Here is a 26,999-nt window from a genome sequence, read left to right on the forward strand (position 1 = left end):
TTATTAGGCATTTATAGTTTGAAATTGGCGATTAAATTGTACAGCGATTTCTTTTTCATATGTTGCAAAGAACTCAGGATCAAAATTAGCCTCCTTTAAACGATTTATTACAAACTCTACACTTTGCCTCTCTGTAAGAGCTTTATCAAAAAATTCATGTCGCATTCTAATTCCGAATGTATTAATCCCTAGAAACTCATTTGTATCTTTATGATATGATATCCTTATTGCTTTCTTTCCTGAAGTATGTTCCCAATAAAATTGTTTTTCATACTCTTTAGGCTTTGCCCAAACCCAACCATAAGTTTGATATTCAATATCAAAAAACTTTGCTGAATTAAACCAATGTCCTGGATTATATTCTATTCTATTTCCTGTTAATGTTTGTGCTAATGCTTCTCCCATCATTCTTCCTGTATACCAAACTGCTTCAATATTTCTTCTATTTCCAATTGGTTCATGCTGTTCTGCACAATCACCTATAGCATACACATCTGGGATATTTGTTTCTAAAAAGCGATTTACCAAAACACCTCTGTTGGTTTTTATATCTGAATCTTTCAGGAAATCTATATTTGGCGATACTCCAACTGTTAAACCTACTATATTACAATCTATTACTTCTCCCGATTCTGTAACAACAGCTTTTGCTCTTCCATTTTCATCAGAAAGGATTTCTTTCAAATTGGTTTCCAATCTTAAATCTACATGATGTTCTATAATATGCTTATTAATTAATTTAGCTTCTCCTTCTGGCAAAACTCCTCCCCAAAAATTAGTTTCTCTTACTAAAAAAGTTACAGGTATTTTTCTTGATATTAACATTTCAGCTAATTCAATTCCAATTAATCCACCACCTACAATAACAGCATGATTTGCATTTTTCGAAAATTGTTCTAATTGTTCTAAATCTTGTTTATGATATAATCCTAAAACACCTTCTAAGTCTTGACCTGGCCAGCCAAATTTATTTGATTTTGACCCTGTAGCAATTACTAACTTATCATACTTTAGTTGAGTATTATCACTTAAAACCAATGTTTTTTTAGTTGTAATTACTTTTTCAACCTTATTAAAAACAAGTTCAATTTTATTCTTTTTCCAAAAATAATTTTCATAGGGTTGTGTATGTTCAAACTTCATGTGTCCCATATATACATACATTAAAGCTGTCCTAGAAAAAAAATGCTCAGTTTCGGCAGATATGATTGTGATTTTTTTATCAGATTTTTTACGAATATGTCTTGCTAAAGTGACACCTGATATTCCGTTTCCTATTATAACTACATGTTCCATATACAAGGTATTAAAATGCAAATTTATTAGTTGAAGATAAAAAAAATAGTTCGATTTCTAACAGTCTATTAAAAAATTGCCCTTAAACCAAAATTAAACGATTGTCCTAGACCACTATCTCTTCCTCTTACAAACTTACTATATAATAGTTCAACATTTAGAACATTTGTTAATTGATATTTTGCTCCTGCACCAAGTGCAGTATAATTTTGTGAGAATTCATTTCCTAAATCGATTAATTGGGCATGCTGAACAAATCCAAGAACTGTAAATTTATATGTTGGAAAGTAACTCAAAAAAACGCCAGGTGCAACTTCTAAACTATTATTTGCAAATCCACCGTCTGGATTAAAAGAGCCATTATCATTTACATTATCTTCTCCAAAGAAAAAACGAGTTCCTAATTCAGAGAAAAGTTGAAATTTATTTCCAGGAAAAGTATAATCATAGAAAAAACGATTTTGCCAAATAAAACTTTTTTGAGCTAAATAACCATTTTCATTACTTTCTTTATCAAATGTTGGAATAAAAAACGAACTTTGAATAGAGAATCTTGGCAATGAATTAAAAGGTGCTATTTTAACTGAAGGTGCAATATGTCCTATACTACTTCTCGATTTTCCTACTGCATTTTTAAAATCAAAAACACTTATAACATCTTGATTATTAAAAGTATTAGATCTAAATTCAACGATAAAACCTGCATTAAATTTTTTATTTTCACTTATTCCTGTAAAGATTTCTAAGGATGTTGTAAAATAATTTTGACGTGGTTCGTTTTTTATTCTTTCTCCATTATCGTCTCTTTCGGTTTGAGTATATAAATTATTAAACCATTTTATATCCCATTTTCCATTTTCTAATAATTTTGAAGGTGTATAATTCTGAATATTTGTTTGCTCATCTTCTACTTCTTGCGCAAAAGACATTGAACTTAACAATAAGACTCCAAAAAATATTTTATGCTTTTTCATTTCTTTATTTTTTTAAATATTTGTTTAACAAGCAATCATAAGTATACTACTTGTCAGATTTTCTGTTTCATTTAATAAAAATAGAGGTTTGATATTATCTCACCCCTAATTAAAAACAAACTAAAATTTAAATTTATCTTGTTACTGTTCCTGATGGAAAAGAAGACAAACTTCTCATCATATCAAAGTTAGTCCCTGTTACTGCTGGACTTGCAACTGTGTGCGATAATGGTTTTAAAGCAAATGGCATTGGAGAATTATCAGGATGTGGTTCTACTGAAATAACCAAAGTCGCACCGCTTAAATTACCTGGAAATGTTAATCCTTCAGGAGCATTCATAAGAAAGTCTTCTCCCGGAAAAGGAGGAGCCATCATTGTTCCAGAATATGGAGCTGCTTCATCAGAACCTTCAGGAGAAGTAAATTTTCCTGTACTTAAAACAACATCATTACTCACAACCCATCCTTCATATTTCCAACCTTCATCCAATGTTGGTAAAGATAATCCAGCTACTGGATTTGCGCCTGAAACATCCATAAACCAAACTCCTGCTTCTGGATTCATATTGTTATTTGTTGGTGTAGCTAGTAAATATTTACCTGTTGATTCACTAAAGTCTCCAACAATTCCTGCTGAAATACTTGCAGAATTTCCAGAAAAATCCCCTACTAAGTATTTAGTATCTGAAGGAGCTGGACTAGGATCTACTGTAGGCTCAATAGTTAAAACAAATTTAGTAGCATTTGCCAAATCTGTTTGGTTAACTATAAATGATGTTTGTGATAATGTTCCATTAGCATCTACAGTAAAGACACCTGTAGAGATAGGATTGTCATTCACAATAATCCATCCTTCATATTTAAAATCTGAACCAAGATCTTCTAATCCTTCAAGATTTAATTTTAATTCAGGAGTTGAAGAAACTACTTCATCATCATTATTACATGAGGTTATTAAAAACCCTAACATTAAAATTGTAAAAAAATTCTTTTTCATAACGCTTTATTTTAAGTTTAATCAGTTAAATCGCTTTATTTTAACAAATTTAATGTTTTTAATTAATTATCTGTTTTTCTATTTTTCCTGTATTGTTGTCAATTTTACCCTATTTTTATTTTTATAAATATTTTTATAGATATTTGAATAAAAAAATGAAAAAACTAGTGTTTATAATTCTTTTTTTTCAATTTTCATTTTCTCAAGAAAACATTATTGATAAAATAGGATGGTCTGGAGCAAAAAAAATGGATGTTAAATTCATGGCAAATTTCATTCAATCAAAAGAAGGAAAGGTTTTAGATAGCATAAAACTAGACCATGATGTACAAGCACTTACTCGATTAAATGGTATATCGAATGTTACTTACAAAGTAGAAAAAACTAGCTCTAACAATAACTATTCTGTTTTATTTACAATTATTGAAAACCTTAGTTTAATTCCCAACTTAACTATTTGGACAACAGATGATGTTGCTGCTGCTTATAGAATAGGCATGTATGAATATAATTTACTAGGTAAAAACATTACTGTTGGTGCTTTCTATCAAAATAATGGGATAAATTCATTCGGAATAAATTTTTCATCTCCATATTTATTTAATGAAAACTTAGGTATTGAAACTAGTTTTCAAAATATAGGAAGCATTGAACCTATTTTCTTTGAAGACACTTCTGCAAAATATGAGTATATTAATAAGTCTTTTGAGTTATTAGGCGTTTATAGAACTAGCTTTAAGAATACTATAAAATTTGGAGGTTCTATTTTCAACGAAAAATACGAATATAAATCTGGTGCAACTAGTTCAAGTGTTCCGCAATACTTTGATATTGATAAGTTTTTGTTTAAATTAAATAATAACTATGATAACTTAAAATATGATTTTTATTTAATAAGAGGAATAAAAAACACTACCAATCTTCAATTTGTTACACAATCCAATTCTTTTCAAGATAAATTTCTAATCGGTTGGAACGATTTTTCATATTTCAAAAGAATAGGATTAACTGGTAATTGGGCTACACGAATAAGACTAGGGTTATCTTCAAATGATACTTCTCCTTTTTCTCCTTTTTCATTAGATAATAATGTAAACATAAGAGGAGTTGGAAACATAATAGATAGAGGAACAGGCACTTTTGTAATAAATACAGAATATAGAACCACTTTATATGAAAGGAAATGGTTTGTTTTACAAGGCAATTCATTTCTCGATGTAGGCTCATGGAGAAAACCAGGTGGTCGTTTTAGCGATTTTACAAAATCTGAAAACTTTAGAGTTTATCCAGGAGTTGGGTTGCGTTTTATGCACAAAACTATTTTTAATGCTATTTTTAGGTTAGATTATGGTTTTGGTATATCAAAAAATGGTACAAAAGGATTAGTATTTGGAATTGGTCAATATTTTTAAGATGAAAAAATTATTCTATTTATCGTTTCTACTTTTTTGTTTTTGTTCGTCACAAGAAAACAAAATCAATGGAATAAGTTTTGTTGCATCCAATACATTAACTTCTCAAAAGGAAATTGAACCTGTAATAAAAACAAATGCAAACTGGATTACATTAATGCCTTTTGCTTTTATGAAATCTACAAAGGATAGTACTGTTTTTTTTAACTCACAAAGACAATGGATTGGAGAAAGAAAAGAAGGTATTGAAACAGCTTCTGCATTATTCAATAAAAACAAGATTAAAGTAATGCTAAAACCTCAAATTTGGATTCCAAATGGGTTTACAGGTCATATTGAAATGAACTCAGAAGCAGAATGGGTTTCACTTGAAAAAAACTATGAAAAATTTATTTTATTTTATGCTGAAATTGCCGAGAAACAAAAAATAGAATTATTTTGCATTGGTACTGAATTAAATACTTTTGTGATTAATCGTCCTAAATATTGGCATCATTTAATAGAAAAAATAAAAGCTATTTATTCTGGACAATTAACCTATGCTGAAAACTGGGATTCTTATCAAACTGTTCCTTTTTTTGATGCTTTAGATTACATAGGTATCGATGCTTACTTTCCGCTTTCAAAAGAAAAAACGCCTACAATAAATGAATTAGAAAACAATTGGGAAATATATAAAGAGAAAATAGAAGGTTTTTCTAAAAAACTAAAGAAGAAAGTTTTATTTACAGAGTTTGGCTATCAAAGTAAAGATTATACAACACATGAACCTTGGGAATTTTCAAAAAACAGAATTGTTAATTTAGAAGGACAATCTAATGCTTTACAGGCTCTTTTTAATACTTTTTGGGAAGAAGATTGGTTTGCAGGTGGTTTTTTATGGAAATGGTATGACAATCATAACAATGTTGGTGGTTTTGACAATAGTGATTATACTGTACAAAATAAACCTGCTTTTGAAATTATAGCATTTGAATATAAAAAAGTACGATAAGGATTTTATCACTCATCGCACTTATAAACAAATCAATTAAATAAAAACTAAATTAGAACCATTTTCATGGTTTCATATTTATGATTTTCACAAAAATGATAAATATTTTAAAAATAGTATTATACAATTTTACATGAATATTTATCAATTTTACCCAATTCTATTTTTAAAATTATAGTTCTGGAGCAATTGGAAAATCAATTGGAACATCAGTAACATTATGGAATAGGTTTGTTATTGTTATACTTCCAATAGCCACAATTAAATCTACTAGGTTTTCTTTTGTGAATCCTGCGTTAAAAAAAGTTTCTAGTTCTTCATTAGAAATTTTTCCTCTTTTATCTGCTATTAGTTTTGATGTTTGTGCCAAAACGCTTGTTTTATTATCCCAACTTGCTGTTCCTTTTCTAAGTTCAATGATTTGATCATCTGTAAATCCGTTCATTTTCCCTATTGCAGTATGTGCAGATTGGCAATAACGACAACCATTTAATTGACTAACGGCTAAATCAACAACTTCTTTTTCTTTTTTAGATAAAGATGTTTCTGATCCTGAAAATTGTAAATAACTTCCTAATGCATTTTTAGAATGTGCCATTGCAGCATAAATATTTGGGACAAAACCTACTGCTTTTTGTAAATTATCAAATATTGCTTGATTGCTTTCTGAAACTTGATCTCTTGTTGGTACTGAAAAATTTGACATATTGTTTTAATTATTAAATATTATTATTGGTTTTATTAAATTATATAAATAGAAACTGATCATTACAGTAGTAGTCTACCATAAAATGACTTTCGCAATATTGCTTTTCACCTACTGTGATTAATGTTGCTTTTTGTTTTTTCGAAAAAGGATTTTTAAAATCCTTCAAGAATGCTTGTAAAAATTGTAATCTTTTCATTGTCTTTTATACTTTCAATTTGATAGTACAAAGTTGAGAAGAATATAGCCTTATGAGTTAGACAGGATTTCCCTTTGAGTAGGTAATTTTTCCTGTTATATTGTTTTCTTGAAGTCTGAAGGAGAGATTCCTTCTATTTTTTTAAAGAATCGACTAAATGTTTGAATATCTTCATATCCAACTTCATAAGTAATTTCTTTTATTGTTTTATCAGAATAACGGAGTAATCTTCTTGATTCTAAAACAATTCTATCTTGAATAATTTGTAATGGTGATTTTTCGCCATATTTTTTAAAAACATTTGAAAGTGTCTTTGGACTTTTATTTAGCATTTCTGCATAATCTGAGACTTTATGTTTTGTTTTAAAATGAATTTCTACCAAATAATTATACTCTCTAACAATGTCTAATTGTTTTCTATCAAAGTTTGTTAACTGGGTTTGTTCTTTATATATTCTTGTGCAAAGGATGAGTAGTCTTTTTAGCATCATTTGAAGCATATCATTTTGTAAATCATCTTTTGATTCCATTTCAATTGAGAACATTTTCCAGAGTATCTCAAATTTATCCGATTCATGCTCTGGAATTGTAATTTTTGGTAATTGAGACGCTCCAAAAAACAATATTCCTTTACAACCTACTTCATTATCATGATCTGAAATACAATAAAAAGCTCTATTAAAGTGTACTAATCTGATTTTCTCTACTTCAATGATTTCAATTTTATGATATTCTGTTAGAAAAAATATAGTGTCTTTTTGAAATAGAACTTCATTTCCATCAATTTTTATAGTCAAGTCTTCTAAACACCAAACAATGCTTAATCCTTCTCTTATTTTTTCTTTAAGCAACTCGCAATTAGCCGCATTTATTTCTGCTAATCTAATAAACTCATTAATTTGACCTGTATAGAGCATTGTTTTAGGAGCTATTTAAATTATAAAACTAATAGACTACAAAAAGTTTTATTTCTCTTTGTAGCCTATTTTGTTAATGTTTATTTTTTTAATTAAAAAATGGTTTTCTTTATATTATTGTAGTGTTACAGGGATTTCCGCAATAGTATTATCCCATCCAATTTTTATATGTACTACATTTTTACTTTTCTCATACATTGTAATTGATAATGCTTCAATTTCTTTGTCGCTTGATGATGTAGGAACTGTTACGCTTGCAATATCTTTACTTTTATCATAAGAGTAATTTCCCCAACCGTCATTTTCAGTGTTTAATTTAATTGTCCATTCTTTTTCTGTAGGAATTGCAATCAGTGTATAACGACCTGCTTTTACTTTTGTTTCTCCAAAAATAACGTCTGTCATAAACAAAATCTCTGTAGATTCATTTGCTCCAATTCTCCAAGCTTCATTAAATTTTACTACTTTCCCAAAGATTTCTCTTTCCTTTTTTAATGGTCTTGAATATAAAATTCTAATTTTTGGTTCAGCTTCAAGTTGTTTTGTTTTATCTTTTATAAATGCACGTTTTGGAGCATTTTCAGGGTAAAAAGCTGCATCTAATCCGCTTTTATCTAATTTAGCAAATTCTTGAGCATTTACATTTAATGCTGCTACAGCAAAGATCATTGTTGCTACAATTTTTTTCATTTTTATTTAGTGTTAGTGTTTTTACTAATATTTTCTGTTTCTATTTTTGATATCTCTTTTAACTCTCCATTTTCATACAGTTTTGGTAAATCTTTCAATGGTGTATTTAATTGAGCTTCATAATTTACATAGTCTTGAAAAGTAATTCCGTCTATTTCTCTAGAATTATATGCTACTCTAAATCGTACTCCTCCATTATTTACCTGATAATTATAGGCTAAATAATCTATCTTTTTTGTGTTTTTATTAATCCAGTAATGAAACTCATCATCATGATCTTGTCCTCCTCCATCTTCATTAAACGTTATTTCTATTACATCATATTCTTTCCCTTTTATTTTGGTTTCTTCAATATATTTTTTCTTTACTGAACTATCTTTTAATTTGTGAGGCAATGTTGCAAAATAAATAACTGAGTTAAGTGCTCCTGTGTACTTTTTTATTTCTTCTTCTGTGTTGTTTTGAAGAATTCCGTTCTTATATCGTTCAAACTCTCCATTTGTTATAATGTCTTTTATAACTGTATCCTTTTTTTTAATTTGAGATGAATATGTATAACCATCACTATAATTCATAAAATGATATTGTTTATCTCTAAAAGTAAATGAATAGTTTGCTACATCAAAAAGCAATCCTCCATGTGCTTCTATTGTTTCATAGATAATTTGATCTGCTTTTGACAGTTGTTCTTTCTGATTTTCAATTTCATGTATAGTATCAGAAGTAATTACCTCATTACTGCTTCCTTTCTTTTCATTACAAGCTGATAATATTAAAATACTAATGCATAATAATTGTCTTAGTTTCTTCATTTTTGTTAGTTTGTTGTTTTAGGTTTTACTCTTTTCTTCTCTATATCCTCTTGGTGAAACGCCTATTTTATTTTTAAAAAAACGACTAAAAGATGGCATGTCTTCAAATCCTAATTCAAATGTAATCTCTTTAATTGGCATTTCTGTGTTTAACAACATTCTCTTCGCTTCCAATATTATTCTACTTTGTATAATTTGCAAAGGTGTTTTGTTTATATGACTCGAAAATAAATTAGTTAATGATTTTGCTGATTTATTCATTAATTCGGCATATTCTGCAACTGTATGCTTGCTTTTATAATGAACTTCTACTAAGAAACTAAAATTTCGAATAATATCCATTTTAGTTTCGCCTACTAAATTTATTTTTTTCTGTTCTTTATATATTCTTGTACATAAAATAAGGAATCGTTTTAATAGCATTTGAAGCATTTCTCCTTGCAGTTCATCAGTTGCTTTTAATTCGTTTATAAAAACTTTCCAGAGCAAACTAATGGCTGCTGAATTTTCTTCATTTAAAAAAATAGTTGGCACTTGTGATGTTCCAAAAAAAAGAACTCCTTTACATCCAATTTCACTGTCATGATTATCTAGACAGTAGAAATTTCGATTAAATTTAATAACGTTTAGTGTGTTTATTTCAGAGATATTCGCTTTATGAAATTCTGTTAGAAACATCACTTCATCTTTCTTTAGAATATAGTCTACATTATCAATTATGAGTTTAGTATCTTTAAATTCATTCCAAAAAATACACAAACTATGCTCATTATTTTTATTTATATCTTTTTCACTCTCTTTTTTAACAGTAGTAACTAATAAATATTCATCATTTTGTCCTCTAAATTCCATTTTCTACTTTTAAATTATATTACGTTTGTAATATGTTACTATTTGCGTTTGATTGAATATTTTTAATCGATATAAAACATGAATTATCATAAAATGAAATTGTAATTTAAAAAATCCGTTTTCTCTATATCGTCTTGATGATGTTATTATATTTTTTTGAATAACAGTAAACTTTGTTTCTTTATACAATCTAAAAATGAATTCATTATCTTCATAAATTACAAAATCTTCATTAAATCCTTTTAGATTTTGAAATACTTTTTTAGTCACAAATAAAGATTGATCTCCTCCTCTACAGGATTTAGAATTAAATTTTGTAAACCATTCTGATATTTTTAAAACTATATGATTACTATCGAATTTCATTTTAAAACATCCTGATGAATATCCTTTTAAAACAGATTGAATCATAAATGTATCAAAATGTTTGGGCGGAAAACTATCACAATGTAAAAAGTATAAAATGTCACCTGAAGCTTTTTTCGCACCCGAATTCATTTGAATGGCTCTTCCTCTTTCTGATTTTATAAGTATTACTTCTGGATATTTTGTTATTACCTCAACTGTTTTATCAATGCTTCCTCCATCAACAAAAATAATTTCTTTTATATTCTCCTTATTCGCATTTTCACGAAGGTATTTTATAATATTTTCACTGTTTTTTTGTTCGTTTAAAACAGGAATAATAATAGAAATTTTCATTTTATTTATTCAAACTCCAGTTGTAACTTAAATATCTTACTTTTGCATTATCGCTAATTTTAACTGTTGAATACTTGTTTAAGAAATCAATTAAACTTGTGTTTTTAGTTTTAAAATCGCCTGAGAACCAATTGAATATTTCTGAAATTTTAATTTCATCTGTTGAGATATCATTTTTTGATGAATCATTTACAAATTCTTTTGTTACTAATTCTAATTGAGTCTCTAATGTATTTGGTAAATAAGCTACATTTAATAAATTAGGACAAGAATAGGAAGCACAATTAATAGCAAAATGAATTCTTGGTTCGTTCATTTTTCTCAATATATTATGCTCAATATAAGACAGTGATATTTTTTTAGATCCTAGAATAATAAATTTATCATCCCAAGCATTTTTAATATTCTTAATGCTCTTCGTAGGATAATTATCAATTACTTTTTTTAGTGTGTGTACATTATATGAGTTAATATAATATGCTAGTATTTCATTTCTACTCCATTTTGATGAAGGTTGATTTTTTTGAAATTCTTCAACTACTTTATCTAGATCTGCTTTGTTTGTTTTTAATTTATCATAGTTCACATTTCCTCTGCTAGAAACATGGCTATTTAATAGTGTATTATAATTTCTATAATCGAAATTTTGTGCAATACCTTGAATTCCTAGAAACAATAGTATTAAAATATTCTTTTTCATAATTTAAAATTTTAACGGATAAGCTTCTTGCTTTAAAAAACTATCTGGAAATTGTTCATCTTCTTCAAAACCTAATACAATATCCTTGCCGTCTTTGGGGATATAGTTGCTTTTAAACAAATAATCCCACAGACTCAATGAAATACCATAATTTGCACCATATTTTCTTGGCATTTCTTTACTATGATGCCAAATATGCATTTTAGGATTGTTTATTATATACTTAAAAACACCATAATCCCAACCTAGATTAGCATGATTTAAATGTCCTATCGTAATCGCAATAAAGTGTACAATAAACACATCTTCAACTGAAAAACCACCTATTATTGCCATTGGAATATATAACAATGATTTATAAACAACAGGTTCCATCCAATGATATCGTAAATGTGCAGCAAAACCCATTTCTTTTACAGAATGATGGACTTTGTGAAAGTTCCAAAAAAAATCAAATCTATGTAATAGTCTATGAGTATTCCACTGTACAAAATCGGATACTATAAAAAAGATAAACAATGATAATGCTTTTGGTAAACTTGATAAATCAATTATTTGCAGTGATTTTAGTTCTATGTTAAATGATGATAAAATATCATTAAATAACTGAGCTGTTACATTACTCATTGCAATAAGAATAATCATATTTAAAAGAAAGAAATTAAAAAACATATAAAATGTATCTAACCAAAAATCTTTTCTGAAAACAGGTTGATTCTTTCTCCAAGGGAATAATAATTCTAATATAAAAACAACTAAAGAAATAAATATTAGTCCATAAAAATAGTTTTCAATATGGAGTGTTACTAGTTCATTTTTCAGATAATTGAAATAATCTGAATAGGAATTAATAATTATTTCTTTGTATTTATTCATTAATTTGTTTCTTTAGAATTTTGTATAAACTCCTAGGTTAATAGTAGGTGCTAATGGAGCATTATCAATTCCAAAAGCGCCAAATGTTGAGAAATTAGCCCCAAATTTTCCTTCAACAAATTCATAATTTGCTTTTATTCCAAGTGCATTATAAGTTTGTCTATCTAAATGTGATGCCCATTGTAAATTGTCTTCTAAATAAGCGTCTTCTTTAGATACTACATTTTTTGTATCTAAAACAAGCATTAGATGTCCTTTTGGAATTATATTGTATCCTACTTCAATTGTTGCTTTTAAGAAATCAGAGTAATCGTTATCCATATAACCATATCCGATATTTCCGAAATAATACCATTTATTATGACTAGAACCTATGGAAACATATGGTAGAATCGTTGAAGCATTAAAGCCAGTAGTACTCACAACTAATTCTTTATCTTTTTTAATTGAGTTTGCAGAATATACAATTCCTGAACTTATTTTCCAGTTTTTATCTGATAATTTGTATTTTAAACCTAAGGAAATATTACCCATTCCTGAGATGCTTTCTGAAACACCTACATTTTCATAAGAGGCTGTTTTATAAGGTAAAACTAATTGTGCTTCTAATTTATCTGTTATACCATATTCTGCATAAGCTTGAATTGTAATATCACTATAATCCCCTACGTTTTCTACTTTATTTCCATCAAACTGAATGGCATCATACGACAGACTTGTTAGACCTAATTGTACATACGCTTTTCCTTTCTCTCTTGTCCAAGGACTTTGCGCATTTGAAAATTGGCTTCCTAAAAGTCCTACAACAAATAAAACAATTACTTTCTTCATATTTATTAGCTTTTTTTGTTCTTATTATAATTTGGTAAAAATATAGTATTTGAAAAAGATAAAAAGTTAGATAGAAAACACAACTCTAAAAAGTCTTATTTCGAATATAAATATACTCATTTATAAAGTTAACAACAACCTCCTCCATTGTAATGAAATGTGCTTTCACTTATAAAGATGTCTTTTCTACCCAAAGCTTCTAATGCTGCTGCTGTTTTATCGCAAACTGCTAAGGGTTGATTCTTTAATAAAACATGTCCTTTTTCATCATCAAAATAATCTTCTTTACCATAATAAATAGCGGCTTTTCCTGTAAAAACGCAAGGTCCATCGGCAGGCATCGGATCTTTTATAGCGCAAACTTCTATACTTTCAATATAAATTAGTTCATCTGTTGGGTAATTTTCCGTGTCTAAAATTCTATAAGGTCTTCTACCTCTAATTTCAATAGTACCAAAACCAACATCTGTTAATGCTTTAATATAATTTGCAATAGGAATACTTCCGCTTAAACATAAAGCTCTTAAATGATCATCGTTTCTCAACGTTTCGTTCATTTCTTGTTCGCAAGTAGGATCACTCATTACTAAGCGTCCATGCGGTTTTAAAACACGATACATTTCTTGTAATGCTTTTTTTAAATCTTCCGTTTTAAAAATATTGAATAAGCAATTTTGAGCAGCTACATCAATACTTTCATCTTCAATAGGTAAATGTAAAGCGTCTCCTTTTTTCAATTCTACAAATTCGCTCTTAAACCAATCATTTTGTTCTTCTGCTACTTTAAAGTTTTTTCGGGAAGCTTCTAGCATTTCATCAACAACATCAACTCCTATTACACCTCCTTTTTGACGTGAAAAATAGGCAAATTGTAATAATTCCATTCCTCCTCCAACTCCTACATATAACACTTTTGGGTTATTAATTAAATCTTGTGCCGAAATGGTGCTTCCACAGCCATAATTCATTTCTTGCATTATTGTAGGAATTTCAAGTCCTGGAAATTTCCATATAGGTGTTGTTGTACAGCAAAGCCCTACATCTGGAGTTAATGCTGCGTTTTTATATAAATCGTTAGTTGCATTTAAGTAGCTCATGACTCTTTTTTTAAAAGGTTATTTATGAATTTATTTACTGTATAATTATTTAAAATTATGTAATTGTTTTGTCCAATTGTACTTTTGAAAACTTATTTTAAATTTTGATAGGTTTTTATGAAACACTTTCCCTATAATTTGTTTTACCTTTTTAAAGTTTCCAAAATCGCCTAAATACCATAAAAACAATCTTGATGTCTTAATTTTTTTATCATTTTCAATTAATATGGTTTCAGATTCTATAAAAGAGTGTGTTGCTAGTTCTAATTGGTTTTCTATTTTGTCATAATCATAAACTAAAATGGGCGGACAACTTATTGCTCCACAATTTAGGGCAAAATGAATACGGTAATCTAACACTCTTACACTCAATTTTTCTATAAATTTAGGATAAAAAGGATTATATAAATAGCCAAAACCTATAACAAATTTTCTTTTTCTTAAAATTCCATGTTCAATACTGTCTAATGAAAAGCGTTTTGATGCAATAATAATACTTTTTGTTTTGTAAATATTTTTATCAATTATCCCATCTTCTTTGTATTGTTTGGCTAGTATTTGATAAAAGCTATTATAAATATTAATCCAAAATGCTTTTTTATGATTGTCTGTTGCTAATTTTACTATTATGTTTTTGTATTTTAACTTACTTAATTGATGTACTTCATTCTCATAAGGCAAATTTAATTTTACGTTATGAAGTAGTTCTTCAGAGAGCTTTAATATTAAATTCAATTTATATCGTTTTTGACTCGTTAGGTGAAATTATTTAAAACTCAGTTTGAGTATTTTTGTGCAGTAAAACGGAACAAAGCTTCTCGATATGCTTCGCACTGGAAGAAACATGTATTAAGAGCCGTTTTATTATTTGACACCGTTTTCATCAAAAATTTCATCTTTATGACATTTTAAAAAATAGTCACAATACAAACAAATATTTTTAAATTCGTCGTTTTTACTCTTAGCTTCTTCTTCTGAAACGCCTAATGAAATTCCCATTTTAAGTGGATTTCCTTCGTTTAGCATTTTAAAAATGGTGCTTTTTGACGCTTTTTCTAAAACATTAGCTACTTTTTGTTTTCTAGCATCACCCATAGGAAAATGAGTTCCTGGACAACAAGGATTAATTCTCCATAATTGAATGCTTATTTCTTGTGGAATGTCATCATATCCTCCTAAAAAGTTTCTTGCTCCTGAAAGTATTGTACAAAAATTATGATCTGGATTTTGTAACCAAATATCATTTTTATAAGCTTTTCCTCTTGCCCAATTTCCTCCTAACCACATGTCTTCACTTGCGCCCCAATATCCCCAACTTAACGGGTTTTCAGCTAAATAATGTCCGCCTTCAATTAATGGGTCTTTTTCAGTTCCTATTACACCACAACTTTCAAATATATCGGCTAATTCTATTAATCGTCCTCCTGCTTTTTTATGGTATCTGTCGATACTTGCAATATCAAATCGTTGTACTCCTTTTTCAATAAGTATTTGCAATTTTTCTGTATTTAATAAATCTCCATTAGTTTGTAGCATAATCTGGATTGTATCTCCATATTTCTCACGAACTTTATCTAAGATTGCGTATAACAGTTTAATGTCGGCTAGAGGTTCTCCTCCGCTTAAAATTAATCTTCCTACTTTTTCGGGTAAATTCTCAATAATTTGCATACAATCTGCTTTGCTAATTCGTTTTCCAAACGGACTTGAATCGTTATAGCAATGGTCGCAATCGTCATTACATAATTGTGTAAATACCCAATAGATAGATTGAATATAGTTAAAAGAAGTATTCATTTTATGCGTTAATTGTATTAAAAGTTATAGTCGCTTTCATTGTTTTGTTTTTCTAAAAATTAAATTGTTTCCAGAAGTTAATTTCATTTTGAACACCTGAAGCGCTGTCTTGAAAGAAATCTTTTTTATCTTCATATTGTATCAATTTTCCTTTTTCAATTTTACTAATACTGTCTCCCATAATGATAGATTCTTTTATATCGTGCGTTACAAACAAAGATGAAATTTGCATGGTTTGACTGAGTTTTTTAAATAGTTTTTGCATTTGTTCTCTTGTTGTAGTGTCTAATGCTCCAAATGGTTCGTCAAGTAAAAGAACTTTAGGTTTTATTATTATTGCTCTAGCAAAAGAAATACGCTGACGTTGCCCTCCTGAAAGTTGGTGTGTCATTTTATTTACATGGCTAGTTAAATCAATCAATTCTACTATTTCATTTACTTTTTGTTGTATTAATTCTTCTTTTTCTTTTCTTATTCGCAATCCGAAAGCTATATTTTCAAACACATTTAGATGTGGAAAAAGCAACGGTTCTTGGTATAAATAAATACACTGTCTGTTTTGCGGTTTTGTTTGGGAAATTTCTGTTTCATTTAAAAATATTGATCCTGAATCTTGTTTTTCTAAACCTGCAATAATTTTTAAAAGTGTTGTTTTTCCACTACCTGACGAACCTAATAGGCTTAATGTTTTTCCTTTTTCTAATGACAAAGACACTTCTGAAAGAATTTTTTCTGTTCCAAAGTTTTTTGAAATATGTTTTAGCTCTAAAATGTTCTTCATGAGTTGTTATTTTCTACAAAAAATAGCATTTTTTTATTAATGTATAGTAATAGCATAGGTGGGATTACTAGCAAACATGAAGCAAATGCTGCATAAAAAACATTGGCTTCGTTAATAAATTTAAATACACTAATTGTTAAGGTTTTTACTTTTCCTGTTCCTATTAAATTGGTTAATCCATATTCGAACCATGAGATTAGAAAAACTTGAAAAAAACATAATAACAATGTGTTTTTTGAAATAGGTAATAGTATTTTTAAATACGTGTTTTTAACAGAGCTTCCTAAAGTATAACTTAATTCTTCTATAGCTTTTATATTTTGATTCCAAAAGCTTGAAAAAATAATAATCCCAAAAGGAAAAGACACTAAAAATTGTGCTATTACTATTCCTAAAAAGGTTCCTGTTAGATTAGTAACAATGAAAAAATAATGAAATAAAACGGCTATAATTACTGGTGATAATAAGTATGGGATATAGGCTAACACAAGGTATATTGTTTTGTTCTTACTGTAGGCAATTGCTTTTGAAATTGCAAAACTAAATGTTGTAACTAGAAAAGCGACTGTTGTGGAAATGAATATTGATTTTATAAAGATAGTCGCTAAATTAGATTCTGTTTTTTGAATGGTTTGCCAGTTTGAAAATGCTATTTCTTGTGGTAATATATTTGGAAATATCCATTGTTTTCCTAATGATAATAACAAAAGAAATAGCAACGGAAATCCGATGGAGATTACAAACAAATATTGAAATGTTTTTTTAATCATTACTTTCTTTCGTTTTAAAAAAACGAGGGCTTTTTAATAAAATTATACCTAAACACGTTATAAGAAACAGAACATATAAAATACTCATAACATATCCTTCTGGAATATCATATAAATTGAAACGTTGTATTTTTTGCACAATAGCAACAGCTATCATTTGTGGGTTTTGCCTTCCTAATAGTAATGGTACTTCATAATTTCCCATTACGAATATTACAAATAAGAATAAGGTTATTGCTGATTTTTTAAAAACTATTGGTACAATAACTTTTGTCATAATTTGTCTTTTATGTGTTCCTAATGTTGCGGCTAAATTGCTAAATTCTTCTATTTTTTCTGCTTGATAAATATTTGAGAATAGAATGATAAAAAAAGGCGTTATTAACATTATCATAGTTATAATAATTCCTATTCCGTATGTGTCATTAATCATTTCTGGGAATGCTTTTATACTATTCGTTATATGAAGATTATATACTAATCTTGATAAAAATCCCGATTGTGATAGCATTTGAAATATAAAAAAAGCCATTACCGTTGCGGGAAAACACAAGGGTAAATAAACTGCAAAGGAGAGCATTCCTTTTTTTAGATTTTCTCTCCAATAATATGCTAATAAAAAGGCAATACTACTACTTATTGCTACGCTTACTATACCTATATACAGACTGAAAAATATTGATTTCCAAAAAAAGGTATTGGATAAGGTTGTTGTCCAAACAGAAAAATGTACTTCTTTGTTTAAAATCCCTATGCTTCCTATACTATATAGAAAAGCATAGGTTAATCCTGAAAAAACAGGTAACCCTACAAGAATTACAAAAAGAATCCTATTTATAGATGCTATTTTAAGAGGAGCAGACAAGTTATTTATTTATTATGTTTTTTCTAAAATCTTCTGCTAATTTTATCATGTATTCTGGTGCTAATTCCCTTAATGCTTTAGCTTGAATTTCACTTCTTTTAGGTGCATTTTTTCGAGTTGTAATTGTCTCAAACTTTTCCTTATCTGTTTTTGATAGGGCATTTAGGTCTAACACGGTACCATCTCCCCAAATCGTAGGATCCATTTTTTTAGATTGTGCCTCAACAGAAATTAAAGTATTAACCACTACCATTGCTGCTGCTTTATTTCCGCTATTCTTAGGAATACCCATATAGTGTGAATTTTGTATCGTTCCAAAAGAAGGAATATATGCTTTAGTTGTTTCAGGAAAAAGACCTTCTTGTACTTTACTATCTACTTCTGCATCGTTATTACTCATTGTAAACCACAATTCACCATTTGCGAATAGTTGATGCATTTGTGCTACACTTTCTGGAAAAACATCGCCTTGTCTCCATAAATAGGGTTTCAGTTGATTAATATAAGCCCAAAGTTCTTTACTATAAATATTGTACTTTTCCTGATTAAATTCTCCTGATAATGCCTCTTTATTTCCTGAAATATCAATTAGCAATGCTTTTAGAAATGTTAATCCTGTGAATTGATTATCAAAAGTAAAAACACCAGGATTTGATTTTACAAATGCTAATAACTCAGCTCTTGTTTGTGGTGGATTTTGAATTTTTAAATCATTATATATTAATGTCATTTGTACATTTCCCCACGGCATTTCATAACCATTGACAGGTTGTTGAAAATCAATTCCAATAAAAGGGTTTTTAAAATCGATATATTTTGCATTTGGTAATTTTGATGTCCAAGGACCAAATAAGCCTTTAATTTGTTTTAATTGATAGAATGTTTCTCCATTAATCCACATTAAATCAATATTGCTTTTTTCTTTATTAGCTTGTTGCTCTGTCATTAATTGCTGTACAATGGCTGCTCCTTGTCCGTCTACAATTTGAAGGTTAATACCATTCTCTTTTTTAACCTTTGGTACTATATAATTTTTCATGTACTGGTTAATTTTAGCATCGCCCATCCACATCATCATGGTTATATTTTTTTCTTTTGCTTCTTCTTCAATTTCTTCCCATGACAATTTAGAGATATCTAGTTCTTCTTTCTTGTTTTTCTCTTCGCATGCTAGCATTAATAGTGCTAAAAGAAATAAGCTTATTTTTTTCATTTTACTTTTATATTTTAGGATTATTATTTCATTTTAAATTATCCTTTAAAACAAATAACGAATTCCAAATTGAAATTGTCTAGGTGGTGCAGCATTTCTTTGTACAAATAAGCCACTTGCTGCTGAACCTGCTTGAATTTGATTACTCTGTGTAGCATTGTTACTATATCCGCTTAAATTTTCAGCATTAAATACATTGAATATATCGGCTCTAAATTCTATTGTATTTGATGTTGATATTTTAATTTGATGTTGTAATCCTATATCAAAAGTTGTACTCCATGGCAAACGATCACTGTTTCTACTTTCTCCAGGAAATCGATCACTGTTTCCTACATAAGCTTCTCCGAAACCAGAGCCATCACCATTTAAATCGGTTGTACCAAACCCTAACGGAATTCTATTAATAGGTTGTCCACTTTGTAACAATCCTGCTAAGGTAACGGTTGTTCCTTTAAATGGATAATAATTAAAAATACCATTAATATTGTGTGTCCTGTCGTTTATTGATGGTCCCCATTCGTCTCCGTAATTGTTTCCATCTTGTGGTCTAAAGTTGATATCTTCTGTGTTATTTTTTAAAGATGATACAGTGTAATTTAATCGATAAGCATAAGTATCATTTCCTCGCAATTTTTGATAATTTAAACTTAATGCGTAATATCTTGATTTTCCTTCTGTTTCACTAACTACCACGTTTCTTGCTACTCCTGTAATGGTTTGTCCGTTAATTGTAGCTGTTCCATTTACAATAGGAATAGGTCTTGTTGCGTCTGCTTCTTCAGGTGTTCTTACTACTACATTTTCTGGATCTATTGGATATTCTGAAGCCGCATTTAAATTGCGTAAGCGAAATAAGTTTTCTCCTCTATTGTGAACTGCATCTGCAAAAAAGAGTGTGTTTTCATTGATTTGAACTTGGTATCCTACGCTTATTTGATGTGAATATGGATTATTATATCCATTTGGGTTTAGTATTCTTCGTTCATTTGAGAAAGCACCTTCACGTTGATCTTGCAATTGATCGCTAGATGGTCCTTGTAAGTATGTTACATTTGATAAATTAGCTGAACTATTTCCATTAAAAGTAATGGCGTCTATGTTTGTATTTTCTGGTAAAATGCCTAATCGTATAAATTCTTGCAATTGCATTCTATAATCTGCTGATTTGGTATTTTGTTGTAACGCATCACTATAAACTGCATAATTTATTTTATCATAGGCTATTCCATATCCTCCACGTAAACTACTTGTACTATTTAGTTTATAGTTGAAATTAAATCTTGGTGCTAAGTTATTAAAATCGCCTTTTTTGCTTCCTCCTTTTGAAAGGTTATCATAATCGTATCGGAGACCTAAGGTTATATTTAATTTATCGGTAACTGACCATAAGTCTTCTAGATAAGCTGAATAAATGTTTTGAGTGGTTCCAAACTGTGCTGGGCGTAATTCTACATTATAATTTGTTACGGTAGCATTTGATGGAATATCTTGTATATCTAATCTACTTCCTACTCCGTTATTTTTGATATCATCTATTTGTGCTTGTGTTAATTTAACTGTATAATTCCCATTAGGGTTTCCTCCTCCTAAAAGTTCATGATTGCCACTTATTAAATTTAATCCTGCTTTAATCGTATGATTATTAGCGTAGTATTTTATTTTTTGTTGTAACTGAATGGTATTTTCTAATGCGTTAAATACATATCCTGGATGTCCTAATATTGCTAATGTTTCATCGTTTGTTCCCAATACTACAACTTGAGACGCATTTTGATTTTGAGGATTTGCATAATCCCATCTAAAACGACTATATAGTACATTTGTTTCGGCACTTATTTTTCCAAAACTATATGAGTTTTTTAATGCTAAAAGTATGCTGTTTCTTTCTTGTGTGTTACCTGCCGATGGGAATGTAGCTCCTCCTTCTAATCCTCCTCCTTGACGTTCCACATTAATTAGTCCAATATTTGCTCTAAATGAAGATCGAAATTTTGCATTCCATATTTGATCTATTTTACTTGAAAAATAATTAAAACTATTGTTTCCTTTTATGGTTTCTACTACTCCAAGTACTGGCACATTTAGTAGATTGTCTTTCACATCTGTTGTTTGTTCAAAATTGAAGTAATAGAATGTTTTATCTTTTACAAGTGCTCCTCCTACTCCTGCTCCAAATTGATAACGTGCAAATCCATTTTTAACTTGATTTCCTGACAAATCGCGTTGTGCAAAAGGAGAAGTTCCGTCTATAGATGGTCCTGGTCTTGTGATAAAAAAAGCTTCCCCTGTGAAATTATTAGATCCTGAACGAGGTGTAATATCAATAACTCCACTACCTGTTAATCCATATTCGGCAGAAAAATTACTGGTTAACACGGTAATGTCTTTCACGAACCCTGATGGAATAGCAAATTTTTGTCCTCCTAAAAATCGTTCATTATTATCCATTCCGTCAATTAAATAAGAAGTAAATAATCCGTTTATTCCATTAATACTAACATTTGGTGCTTCTGGATAGAAACCTGTTGCTTGTGTTACATTTGGTAATCGATATAGTACTCTTGCTATGTCTCTTCCTTCTACTGGGATTTCTTGTATTTCTGTTGCTTTTAATTCAAAAGAAACCTCGGCATCTCGTTGATTAATTTTAGCTGTTGAAACATTTGAAAGTATTACTTCGTTTAGTAGTTCCGTTTTGTATTTATCCAATAATAATGTTATTGTTGGGTTTTGATTTGAACGAATATCAAATAGGTTTGAGCTATTTTCAAAGTAATCATTGTTTCCTTCAAATACTATTTTGTATCCGTCTAATGCTGCAATATTTCTAAATATTATTTTGCCTTGGTTATTTGTGTTCTCTGTTATCTTAAAATTTCTATCTGCATTTTGCAAGGTTACAGATACATTAGGAATTGTTTTTTTTGTTTCAGCATCAAGTATTGAAACTGTAACATCTTGTTGAGCCATAGCTAGAGTACTCACAAGGAGTATTGCTAATATGTAAATTTTATTCATTTATATTATTATCTATTATTTTTATGTAGTGTTATTGAAATAACATGAGTTCTATGAAAAGGATGTGTGATTAAAAAACGATTTGTATTCAATATATTTTGCTAAGGCAAAATTATTTTGACTAACGTTTTTTATTATGTTGAACTCACTGAAATAGATAATTATTTGGTGATCCTTTATTAAAAATAAAGGTATTGTTTTCTATTGATTCGAAATGTGTATTTCTAGTCTGATTGTATTCTAGTTTGTGTATAACTGATAAGATTATAGCACGAAATATATTGTTGTAAGTAAATGTAGAAGCGACTTTACTTACATCTGAAATGTTGTTAACATCATTTAATTGTTCTAAATATTCAACTCGATTATTAGCATAAGTAGTTTTTATTTCTTCAAATAAGTTTGATGTTTTCCAAGATAGTTTTGTGAAGTTCTTTTTGTTGAAGTTCTTTTTTGAAATGGCAATAAGATAAACTCCTCCATTTTTATCTGGACCAAAAATGAAATCATTACTCTGAATTTTTTGAGTTGTTTCTAAAAGGGTTTTAGTTGTTAATTGTGGAGAATCGTTTCCTATTACAATTACATTTTCATATCCTTCTTCAAAAACAGTTTGGATGGCGTGCGTTATTTTTTCTCCAAAATTTGCCCCTACTTGATTCTTTTCATTTGAATGGTAGTATTTTATTTTGGTTTTTTTTATGGTTTTTAATACTCGCTCATTCATTTTTTTCCACAACAATTGGTTCTTCTGGTTTGAAGAAACAATTGGCTTTGTTATGCTTTCTTGTTTTTCACTTTGCGCAAAAAGAAGAATGCATGTTTTAGCAATATTGTGGTTTTGTAAATTCATTTTATTTATCCTTTGAATGGGCTTTTATCTTTTTACAATTTCTTTGAATAGTGTAATCATTTTAGGTTCGGCTTCTCCTGCTACTGCTATAATTTCAGGTATGTTTACTGGTTTTAAATCATCTGGATTACACTCGTCTGTTAAGACAGAAACAGCTATTACTGGTAAATTTAAATGATTGGCTACAATTACTTCTGGCACGGTGCTCATTCCTACAGCATCTGCTCCTATAATTTTTAAGTATCTATATTCTGCTCTTGTTTCTAATTGTGGTCCTACTACTGCTGCATAAACTCCTTTATGTAATGTGATGTTGTTTTCTTTTGCTATTTGTTGCATTTTCTCATTTAAGTTGGCATCATACGGAGCACACATGTCTGTAAATCGTTCTCCAAATTCAGATACATTTTTAAATGCTAATGGTGAACCGCCTTGTAAATTAATGTGGTCGTCTAGTAGCATTAAATCGCCTTTTTTGTAATTTAAATTAATGGCTCCTGCTGCATTTGAAACTAACAATGTTGTTATTCCTAGTGCTTTCATTACTCGTACTGGAAAGGTAATTTCTTGTAAAGTGTATCCTTCATATAAATGAAAACGCCCTTGCATTATTATTACTTTTTTGTTTTCTAATGTTCCAAATAATAGTTTTCCTGAATGAAATTCTACTGTTGATACTGGAAAGTTTGGAATATCTATATAGTTTACTTCTGCTTCTATTTGAAGGTGGTTTACTAATTGTCCTAGTCCTGTTCCTAGTACTATTCCTATTTGTGGAGAATTGAATCCTTTTGATTTTAAGTATTCGGTTGTTTTATTTAGTGTTTCGTTTGTCATTCTTATAGGTATTTTTCAAATAGTTGTATGTTTTTGATATCTTCTATGGTGTCGATATCGTTTTTTTCATTAAGCAATTGGTATTTTAATTTTTCAATGTCTTTTAGTGTGTCTTTTAGTACGGTATTGGTTCCCCAGTTTTTATGTTGAAATATATTGTCTGGAATTTGTTTCATGCCTAATAGGTAATAGCCTCCATCTTTTGCAGGTCCTATTACAAGATCATTATTTGTTAATATTTTAAAAGCTTGGTCTATGTCTTTACTTTCTAATTCTATTAAATCGGATCCTATAATTACTATTTTTTCATAGCCTTCCTGAAAGCCTTCTTTAAAGGCATTTTGCATTCTTTCTCCTAGGTCATTTCCGTGTTGTACTTTTTTTTGAAAATGTTTATTCTCCCAAATATCATTTGTATTTATTTTTTCGGAGTATAGTACTCTTTTATCAAAATTTGTTTCTAAGGCTACTTTTTTAGTGTGTTCTAATAGTTGTATGTATATTTCTAAGGCTTTTTCATTACCTATAGAAGCGGCTAATCTTGTTTTTACTTTACCTATTTCTGGGTTTCGGGTGAATATTAGTATTAGGTTTTTCATATTGTTTTTTTATGCTACTGATCCTTGACAGCTACTTCCTGCTCCTGCTGTACATCCATAGCAATGTTGGGAAATTATAATATTTCTATTTTTTAATTGTTCTGTATTAAAGTCTGCGATATGTTTAGACTTTGATGCTACTTTTAATCCTAGCATTTGGTTGAAATCGCAATCGTATAGCCAACCATCCCAGCTTACTGATATTGTATTAGTGCACATTACATTAGATACTGCTGCTGGATTATAAGCTTCTACTAATGCATACATATAGTCTTCATAATTATCTGAGGCTATTAGATAATCTAAGAATCTGGCTATTGGTAAGTTTGTAATGGCAAATAAATTGTTAAAATCTATAGTGAAATCTTGTTTTAATGCTTTTTTGAAATCGTGTTCTAATGCTAACTGATTTGTTGGTAAGAAAGCTCCTGATGGATTGTATACTAAATCTAATTTTAAATTTGTATCTTCTTTTCCATAGCCTACTTCGTTTAGCATTTGCAAGGCTTTTATAGATTTATCAAAAACACCGTCTCCTCTTTGTTTGTCGGTTTTTTCTTTTTTATAAAAAGGCAATGATGATACTACATGTACTTTATGTTTGGCAAAAAACTCGGGTAGATCCTGGTATTTTTTATTGGCAAGGATAATGGTTAGGTTTGAACGAACTATAAAATCTTTTACTCCTATTTTTGAAGCTTGTTCTACAAACCAACGAAAGTTAGGGTTCATTTCTGGTGCACCGCCTGTTAAATCTAGTGTATGTACTTCTGTAGTTTTTAATACTTCTAAAATTTGTTGCATGGTTTCCATTGTCATGATTTCTTTTCTATCTGGTCCTGCATCTACATGACAGTGCGCACAAACCTGATTGCACATATACCCTACATTGACTTGAAGTATTTCAATTTTATGAGGTTGTAATGGAAATTGGTTAGATGCTTTTATTTTATCGGAAAACGTAGGCAATGACCCGTCTTTAAAAATTCCATTTGATAGGATTTCTAACTGTTTTTCTGTTTTTGACAATGGATTTTGCTTAGCATGAAGCGATTTTTGCATAGTTTCTTTATATTATTCAAATGTCAATAAATGGGTGTAAAACTAGCATTACTATTTTACATGAAAAGTTAGCTATTTTACACATATATGAAAATATTACATGGACAGTTTGTTATATTTATTCATCATTTGTACACCATGTACAAGAGCGGCTCCTCCTTTTATGGCTGCGGTAACGTGAACGGCTTCCATCATTTCTTCTTTTGTAATTCCTCTTTGTAGCCCATCACCTGTATAAGCATCAATGCAATATGGGCATTGCACAGCATGCGAAACGGCTAAGGCAATTAATGATTTTTCGCGTGCTGAAAGACTCCCTTCTTCAAATACTTTTCCGTAATATTCAAAAAAACTATTTCCTAGTTCTTCGCTCCATTCTACAATTTTTCCAAATTTCTTTAAATCGGCTGGATCATAATATGATTTTTCCATACTTATTTTTTATATATTTTAGTTCCTTTTGTTACGTATTTTTCCCATTCTTTTGAGAAGACATGAATACTATCTGTTACTTGGTTGTTTGCACCAACTACTAGATTCTCTTTGTTTATCCATTCAAAAATGCCTCCATATAGGTTTTGTACATTTGTATATCCTAGTTTTAATAGTTTCTCTCCTATTTGTTCGCTTCTTACACCAATGGAACAATATACTACAATAGGCTGATTTTTATTTGGAAATTGTTTTTCAAACATTTTCGTATTGAATGTTGTGTGTCCTACAAATATTGCTTTTTCTAAATGACTTACTTTATATTCTTCCTGTTCTCGCGCATCTAAAAGCAATATTTCTTCTTGATTTTTAAGTTCTTCTACTGAAATATATGGAACTGTATTTTTATTATATTTTTGTATTACTTCTGGTATTGTTTTTTGTGAAAAGCTAACTCCAAAAATATTAATAAAGGCTATTGTGATGAATAATTTCATTGTTTAGTTTGCTTTTAAACGAAGTTACAATAACTTCTTGATATTTTTTGTATGCAAAACAATATACGAAGTTTTTTTTATTACGGTTTTTTCTTCTTATTCTATTTTCTTTCTACTCTTGTTTTTTCACTAAAAACCGCAAAAGAAAATAAGCCATAGGGTACCACAACTACGACTTTGACAAGGGGTATATACGGGGTTGATAGGGAGTATCACC

29 protein-coding genes are annotated in these 26,999 nt (G+C 29.2%); 2 read left to right on the forward strand and 27 right to left on the reverse strand.

The genetic code is table 11. The features are described from left to right. Positions 1 to 3: 3 nt before the first annotated feature. From SY27_RS07370 to SY27_RS07380, 3 genes are all read right to left on the reverse strand, one after another. Positions 4 to 1,296, reverse strand: coding sequence for an NAD(P)/FAD-dependent oxidoreductase (locus SY27_RS07370; protein WP_045968742.1), 1,293 nt, complete (start codon positions 1,294 to 1,296; stop codon positions 4 to 6). Between the two features lie 68 nt (positions 1,297 to 1,364). Continuing rightward, the gene (locus tag SY27_RS07375; protein ID WP_045968744.1) at positions 1,365 to 2,270 is read right to left on the reverse strand and encodes a hypothetical protein; all 906 of its coding nucleotides are present in this window, start codon (positions 2,268 to 2,270) and stop codon (positions 1,365 to 1,367) included. Positions 2,271 to 2,403: 133 nt separating this feature from the next. Beyond that, complete coding sequence (locus SY27_RS07380) at positions 2,404 to 3,267, reverse strand: anti-sigma factor (RefSeq protein WP_045968746.1); 864 nt, start codon at positions 3,265 to 3,267, stop codon at positions 2,404 to 2,406. A gap of 155 nt (positions 3,268 to 3,422) precedes the next feature. Between SY27_RS07380 and SY27_RS07385 the strand changes: the two genes are divergently transcribed. Then, positions 3,423 to 4,679, forward strand: coding sequence for a POTRA domain-containing protein (locus SY27_RS07385; RefSeq protein ID WP_045968748.1), 1,257 nt, complete (start codon positions 3,423 to 3,425; stop codon positions 4,677 to 4,679). A gap of 1 nt (position 4,680) precedes the next feature. Further along, the gene (locus SY27_RS07390; protein WP_045968751.1) at positions 4,681 to 5,673 is read left to right on the forward strand and encodes a glycoside hydrolase; all 993 of its coding nucleotides are present in this window, start codon (positions 4,681 to 4,683) and stop codon (positions 5,671 to 5,673) included. A gap of 172 nt (positions 5,674 to 5,845) precedes the next feature. Here SY27_RS07390 and SY27_RS07395 read toward each other — a convergent pair whose 3' ends face one another. The 24 genes from SY27_RS07395 to SY27_RS07505 all read right to left on the reverse strand — a co-directional run bounded on the left by SY27_RS07395 (position 5,846) and on the right by SY27_RS07505 (position 26,782). Beyond that, entirely contained in the window at positions 5,846 to 6,379 is a 534-nt protein-coding gene (locus SY27_RS07395) for a carboxymuconolactone decarboxylase family protein (protein ID WP_045968754.1), read from the reverse strand. Between the two features lie 40 nt (positions 6,380 to 6,419). Then, positions 6,420 to 6,578 carry a hypothetical protein gene (locus SY27_RS18845; protein WP_161794134.1) on the reverse strand — a complete coding sequence of 53 codons (159 nt, stop codon included), beginning with the start codon at positions 6,576 to 6,578 and terminating at the stop codon, positions 6,420 to 6,422. A gap of 95 nt (positions 6,579 to 6,673) precedes the next feature. Then, positions 6,674 to 7,495: an AraC family transcriptional regulator gene (locus SY27_RS07400; RefSeq protein WP_045968756.1), complete on the reverse strand. Its 822-nt coding sequence runs from the start codon at positions 7,493 to 7,495 to the stop codon at positions 6,674 to 6,676. 114 nt (positions 7,496 to 7,609) lie between these two features. Continuing rightward, positions 7,610 to 8,185, reverse strand: a complete 576-nt coding sequence (locus tag SY27_RS07405) for a DUF2911 domain-containing protein (RefSeq protein ID WP_045968758.1) — start codon at positions 8,183 to 8,185, stop codon at positions 7,610 to 7,612. A gap of 2 nt (positions 8,186 to 8,187) precedes the next feature. Next, a complete protein-coding gene (locus tag SY27_RS07410) occupies positions 8,188 to 8,997 on the reverse strand; it encodes a DUF6503 family protein (protein WP_045968760.1) in 810 nt (269 codons plus the stop codon). Between the two features lie 18 nt (positions 8,998 to 9,015). Further along, positions 9,016 to 9,849: an AraC family transcriptional regulator gene (locus SY27_RS07415; protein WP_045968761.1), complete on the reverse strand. Its 834-nt coding sequence runs from the start codon at positions 9,847 to 9,849 to the stop codon at positions 9,016 to 9,018. Between the two features lie 9 nt (positions 9,850 to 9,858). Next, entirely contained in the window at positions 9,859 to 10,551 is a 693-nt protein-coding gene (locus SY27_RS07420; RefSeq protein ID WP_045968763.1) for a TIGR04283 family arsenosugar biosynthesis glycosyltransferase, read from the reverse strand. Position 10,552: 1 nt separating this feature from the next. Continuing rightward, positions 10,553 to 11,251, reverse strand: coding sequence for a DUF547 domain-containing protein (locus SY27_RS07425; RefSeq protein ID WP_045968765.1), 699 nt, complete (start codon positions 11,249 to 11,251; stop codon positions 10,553 to 10,555). 3 nt (positions 11,252 to 11,254) lie between these two features. Continuing rightward, positions 11,255 to 12,127, reverse strand: a complete 873-nt coding sequence (locus SY27_RS07430) for a sterol desaturase family protein (protein ID WP_045968767.1) — start codon at positions 12,125 to 12,127, stop codon at positions 11,255 to 11,257. Between the two features lie 12 nt (positions 12,128 to 12,139). Further along, positions 12,140 to 12,958: a hypothetical protein gene (locus tag SY27_RS07435; protein ID WP_045968769.1), complete on the reverse strand. Its 819-nt coding sequence runs from the start codon at positions 12,956 to 12,958 to the stop codon at positions 12,140 to 12,142. Positions 12,959 to 13,086: 128 nt separating this feature from the next. Next, entirely contained in the window at positions 13,087 to 14,055 is a 969-nt protein-coding gene (gene arsM, locus SY27_RS07440; protein ID WP_045968771.1) for an arsenosugar biosynthesis arsenite methyltransferase ArsM, read from the reverse strand. Positions 14,056 to 14,100: 45 nt separating this feature from the next. After that, a complete protein-coding gene (locus SY27_RS07445; protein WP_045968773.1) occupies positions 14,101 to 14,790 on the reverse strand; it encodes a DUF547 domain-containing protein in 690 nt (229 codons plus the stop codon). Positions 14,791 to 14,919: 129 nt separating this feature from the next. Then, entirely contained in the window at positions 14,920 to 15,852 is a 933-nt protein-coding gene (locus SY27_RS07450; protein WP_045968775.1) for a radical SAM protein, read from the reverse strand. Between the two features lie 52 nt (positions 15,853 to 15,904). After that, positions 15,905 to 16,633: an ABC transporter ATP-binding protein gene (locus SY27_RS07455; RefSeq protein WP_045968777.1), complete on the reverse strand. Its 729-nt coding sequence runs from the start codon at positions 16,631 to 16,633 to the stop codon at positions 15,905 to 15,907. Further along, entirely contained in the window at positions 16,630 to 17,403 is a 774-nt protein-coding gene (locus SY27_RS07460) for an ABC transporter permease (protein WP_045968779.1), read from the reverse strand. The genes SY27_RS07455 and SY27_RS07460 overlap by 4 nt, the downstream gene beginning before the upstream one ends. Beyond that, entirely contained in the window at positions 17,396 to 18,268 is an 873-nt protein-coding gene (locus SY27_RS07465; protein WP_052705205.1) for an ABC transporter permease subunit, read from the reverse strand. The genes SY27_RS07460 and SY27_RS07465 overlap by 8 nt, the downstream gene beginning before the upstream one ends. A gap of 1 nt (position 18,269) precedes the next feature. After that, positions 18,270 to 19,481 carry an ABC transporter substrate-binding protein gene (locus SY27_RS07470; RefSeq protein WP_045968781.1) on the reverse strand — a complete coding sequence of 404 codons (1,212 nt, stop codon included), beginning with the start codon at positions 19,479 to 19,481 and terminating at the stop codon, positions 18,270 to 18,272. 45 nt (positions 19,482 to 19,526) lie between these two features. Then, entirely contained in the window at positions 19,527 to 22,502 is a 2,976-nt protein-coding gene (locus SY27_RS07475) for a TonB-dependent receptor domain-containing protein (RefSeq protein ID WP_045968784.1), read from the reverse strand. 145 nt (positions 22,503 to 22,647) lie between these two features. Continuing rightward, positions 22,648 to 23,355: a DUF2064 domain-containing protein gene (locus tag SY27_RS07480; protein ID WP_045968786.1), complete on the reverse strand. Its 708-nt coding sequence runs from the start codon at positions 23,353 to 23,355 to the stop codon at positions 22,648 to 22,650. A gap of 24 nt (positions 23,356 to 23,379) precedes the next feature. Then, positions 23,380 to 24,192: a purine-nucleoside phosphorylase gene (locus SY27_RS07485; protein ID WP_045968788.1), complete on the reverse strand. Its 813-nt coding sequence runs from the start codon at positions 24,190 to 24,192 to the stop codon at positions 23,380 to 23,382. A gap of 2 nt (positions 24,193 to 24,194) precedes the next feature. Then, positions 24,195 to 24,791, reverse strand: coding sequence for a TIGR04282 family arsenosugar biosynthesis glycosyltransferase (locus SY27_RS07490; protein ID WP_045968790.1), 597 nt, complete (start codon positions 24,789 to 24,791; stop codon positions 24,195 to 24,197). A 9-nt stretch (positions 24,792 to 24,800) separates the two neighbouring features. Further along, positions 24,801 to 25,853 carry an arsenosugar biosynthesis radical SAM (seleno)protein ArsS gene (gene arsS, locus SY27_RS07495; protein WP_045968792.1) on the reverse strand — a complete coding sequence of 351 codons (1,053 nt, stop codon included), beginning with the start codon at positions 25,851 to 25,853 and terminating at the stop codon, positions 24,801 to 24,803. A gap of 96 nt (positions 25,854 to 25,949) precedes the next feature. Continuing rightward, complete coding sequence (locus tag SY27_RS07500) at positions 25,950 to 26,285, reverse strand: arsenosugar biosynthesis-associated peroxidase-like protein (protein WP_045968794.1); 336 nt, start codon at positions 26,283 to 26,285, stop codon at positions 25,950 to 25,952. A gap of 2 nt (positions 26,286 to 26,287) precedes the next feature. Next, positions 26,288 to 26,782 carry a rhodanese-like domain-containing protein gene (locus tag SY27_RS07505; protein ID WP_045968796.1) on the reverse strand — a complete coding sequence of 165 codons (495 nt, stop codon included), beginning with the start codon at positions 26,780 to 26,782 and terminating at the stop codon, positions 26,288 to 26,290. Positions 26,783 to 26,999: the final 217 nt, after the last annotated feature.

The sequence above is a fragment of the Flavobacterium sp. 316 genome, assembly GCF_000967805.1.
Lineage (GTDB): Bacteria > Bacteroidota > Bacteroidia > Flavobacteriales > Flavobacteriaceae > Flavobacterium > Flavobacterium sediminilitoris.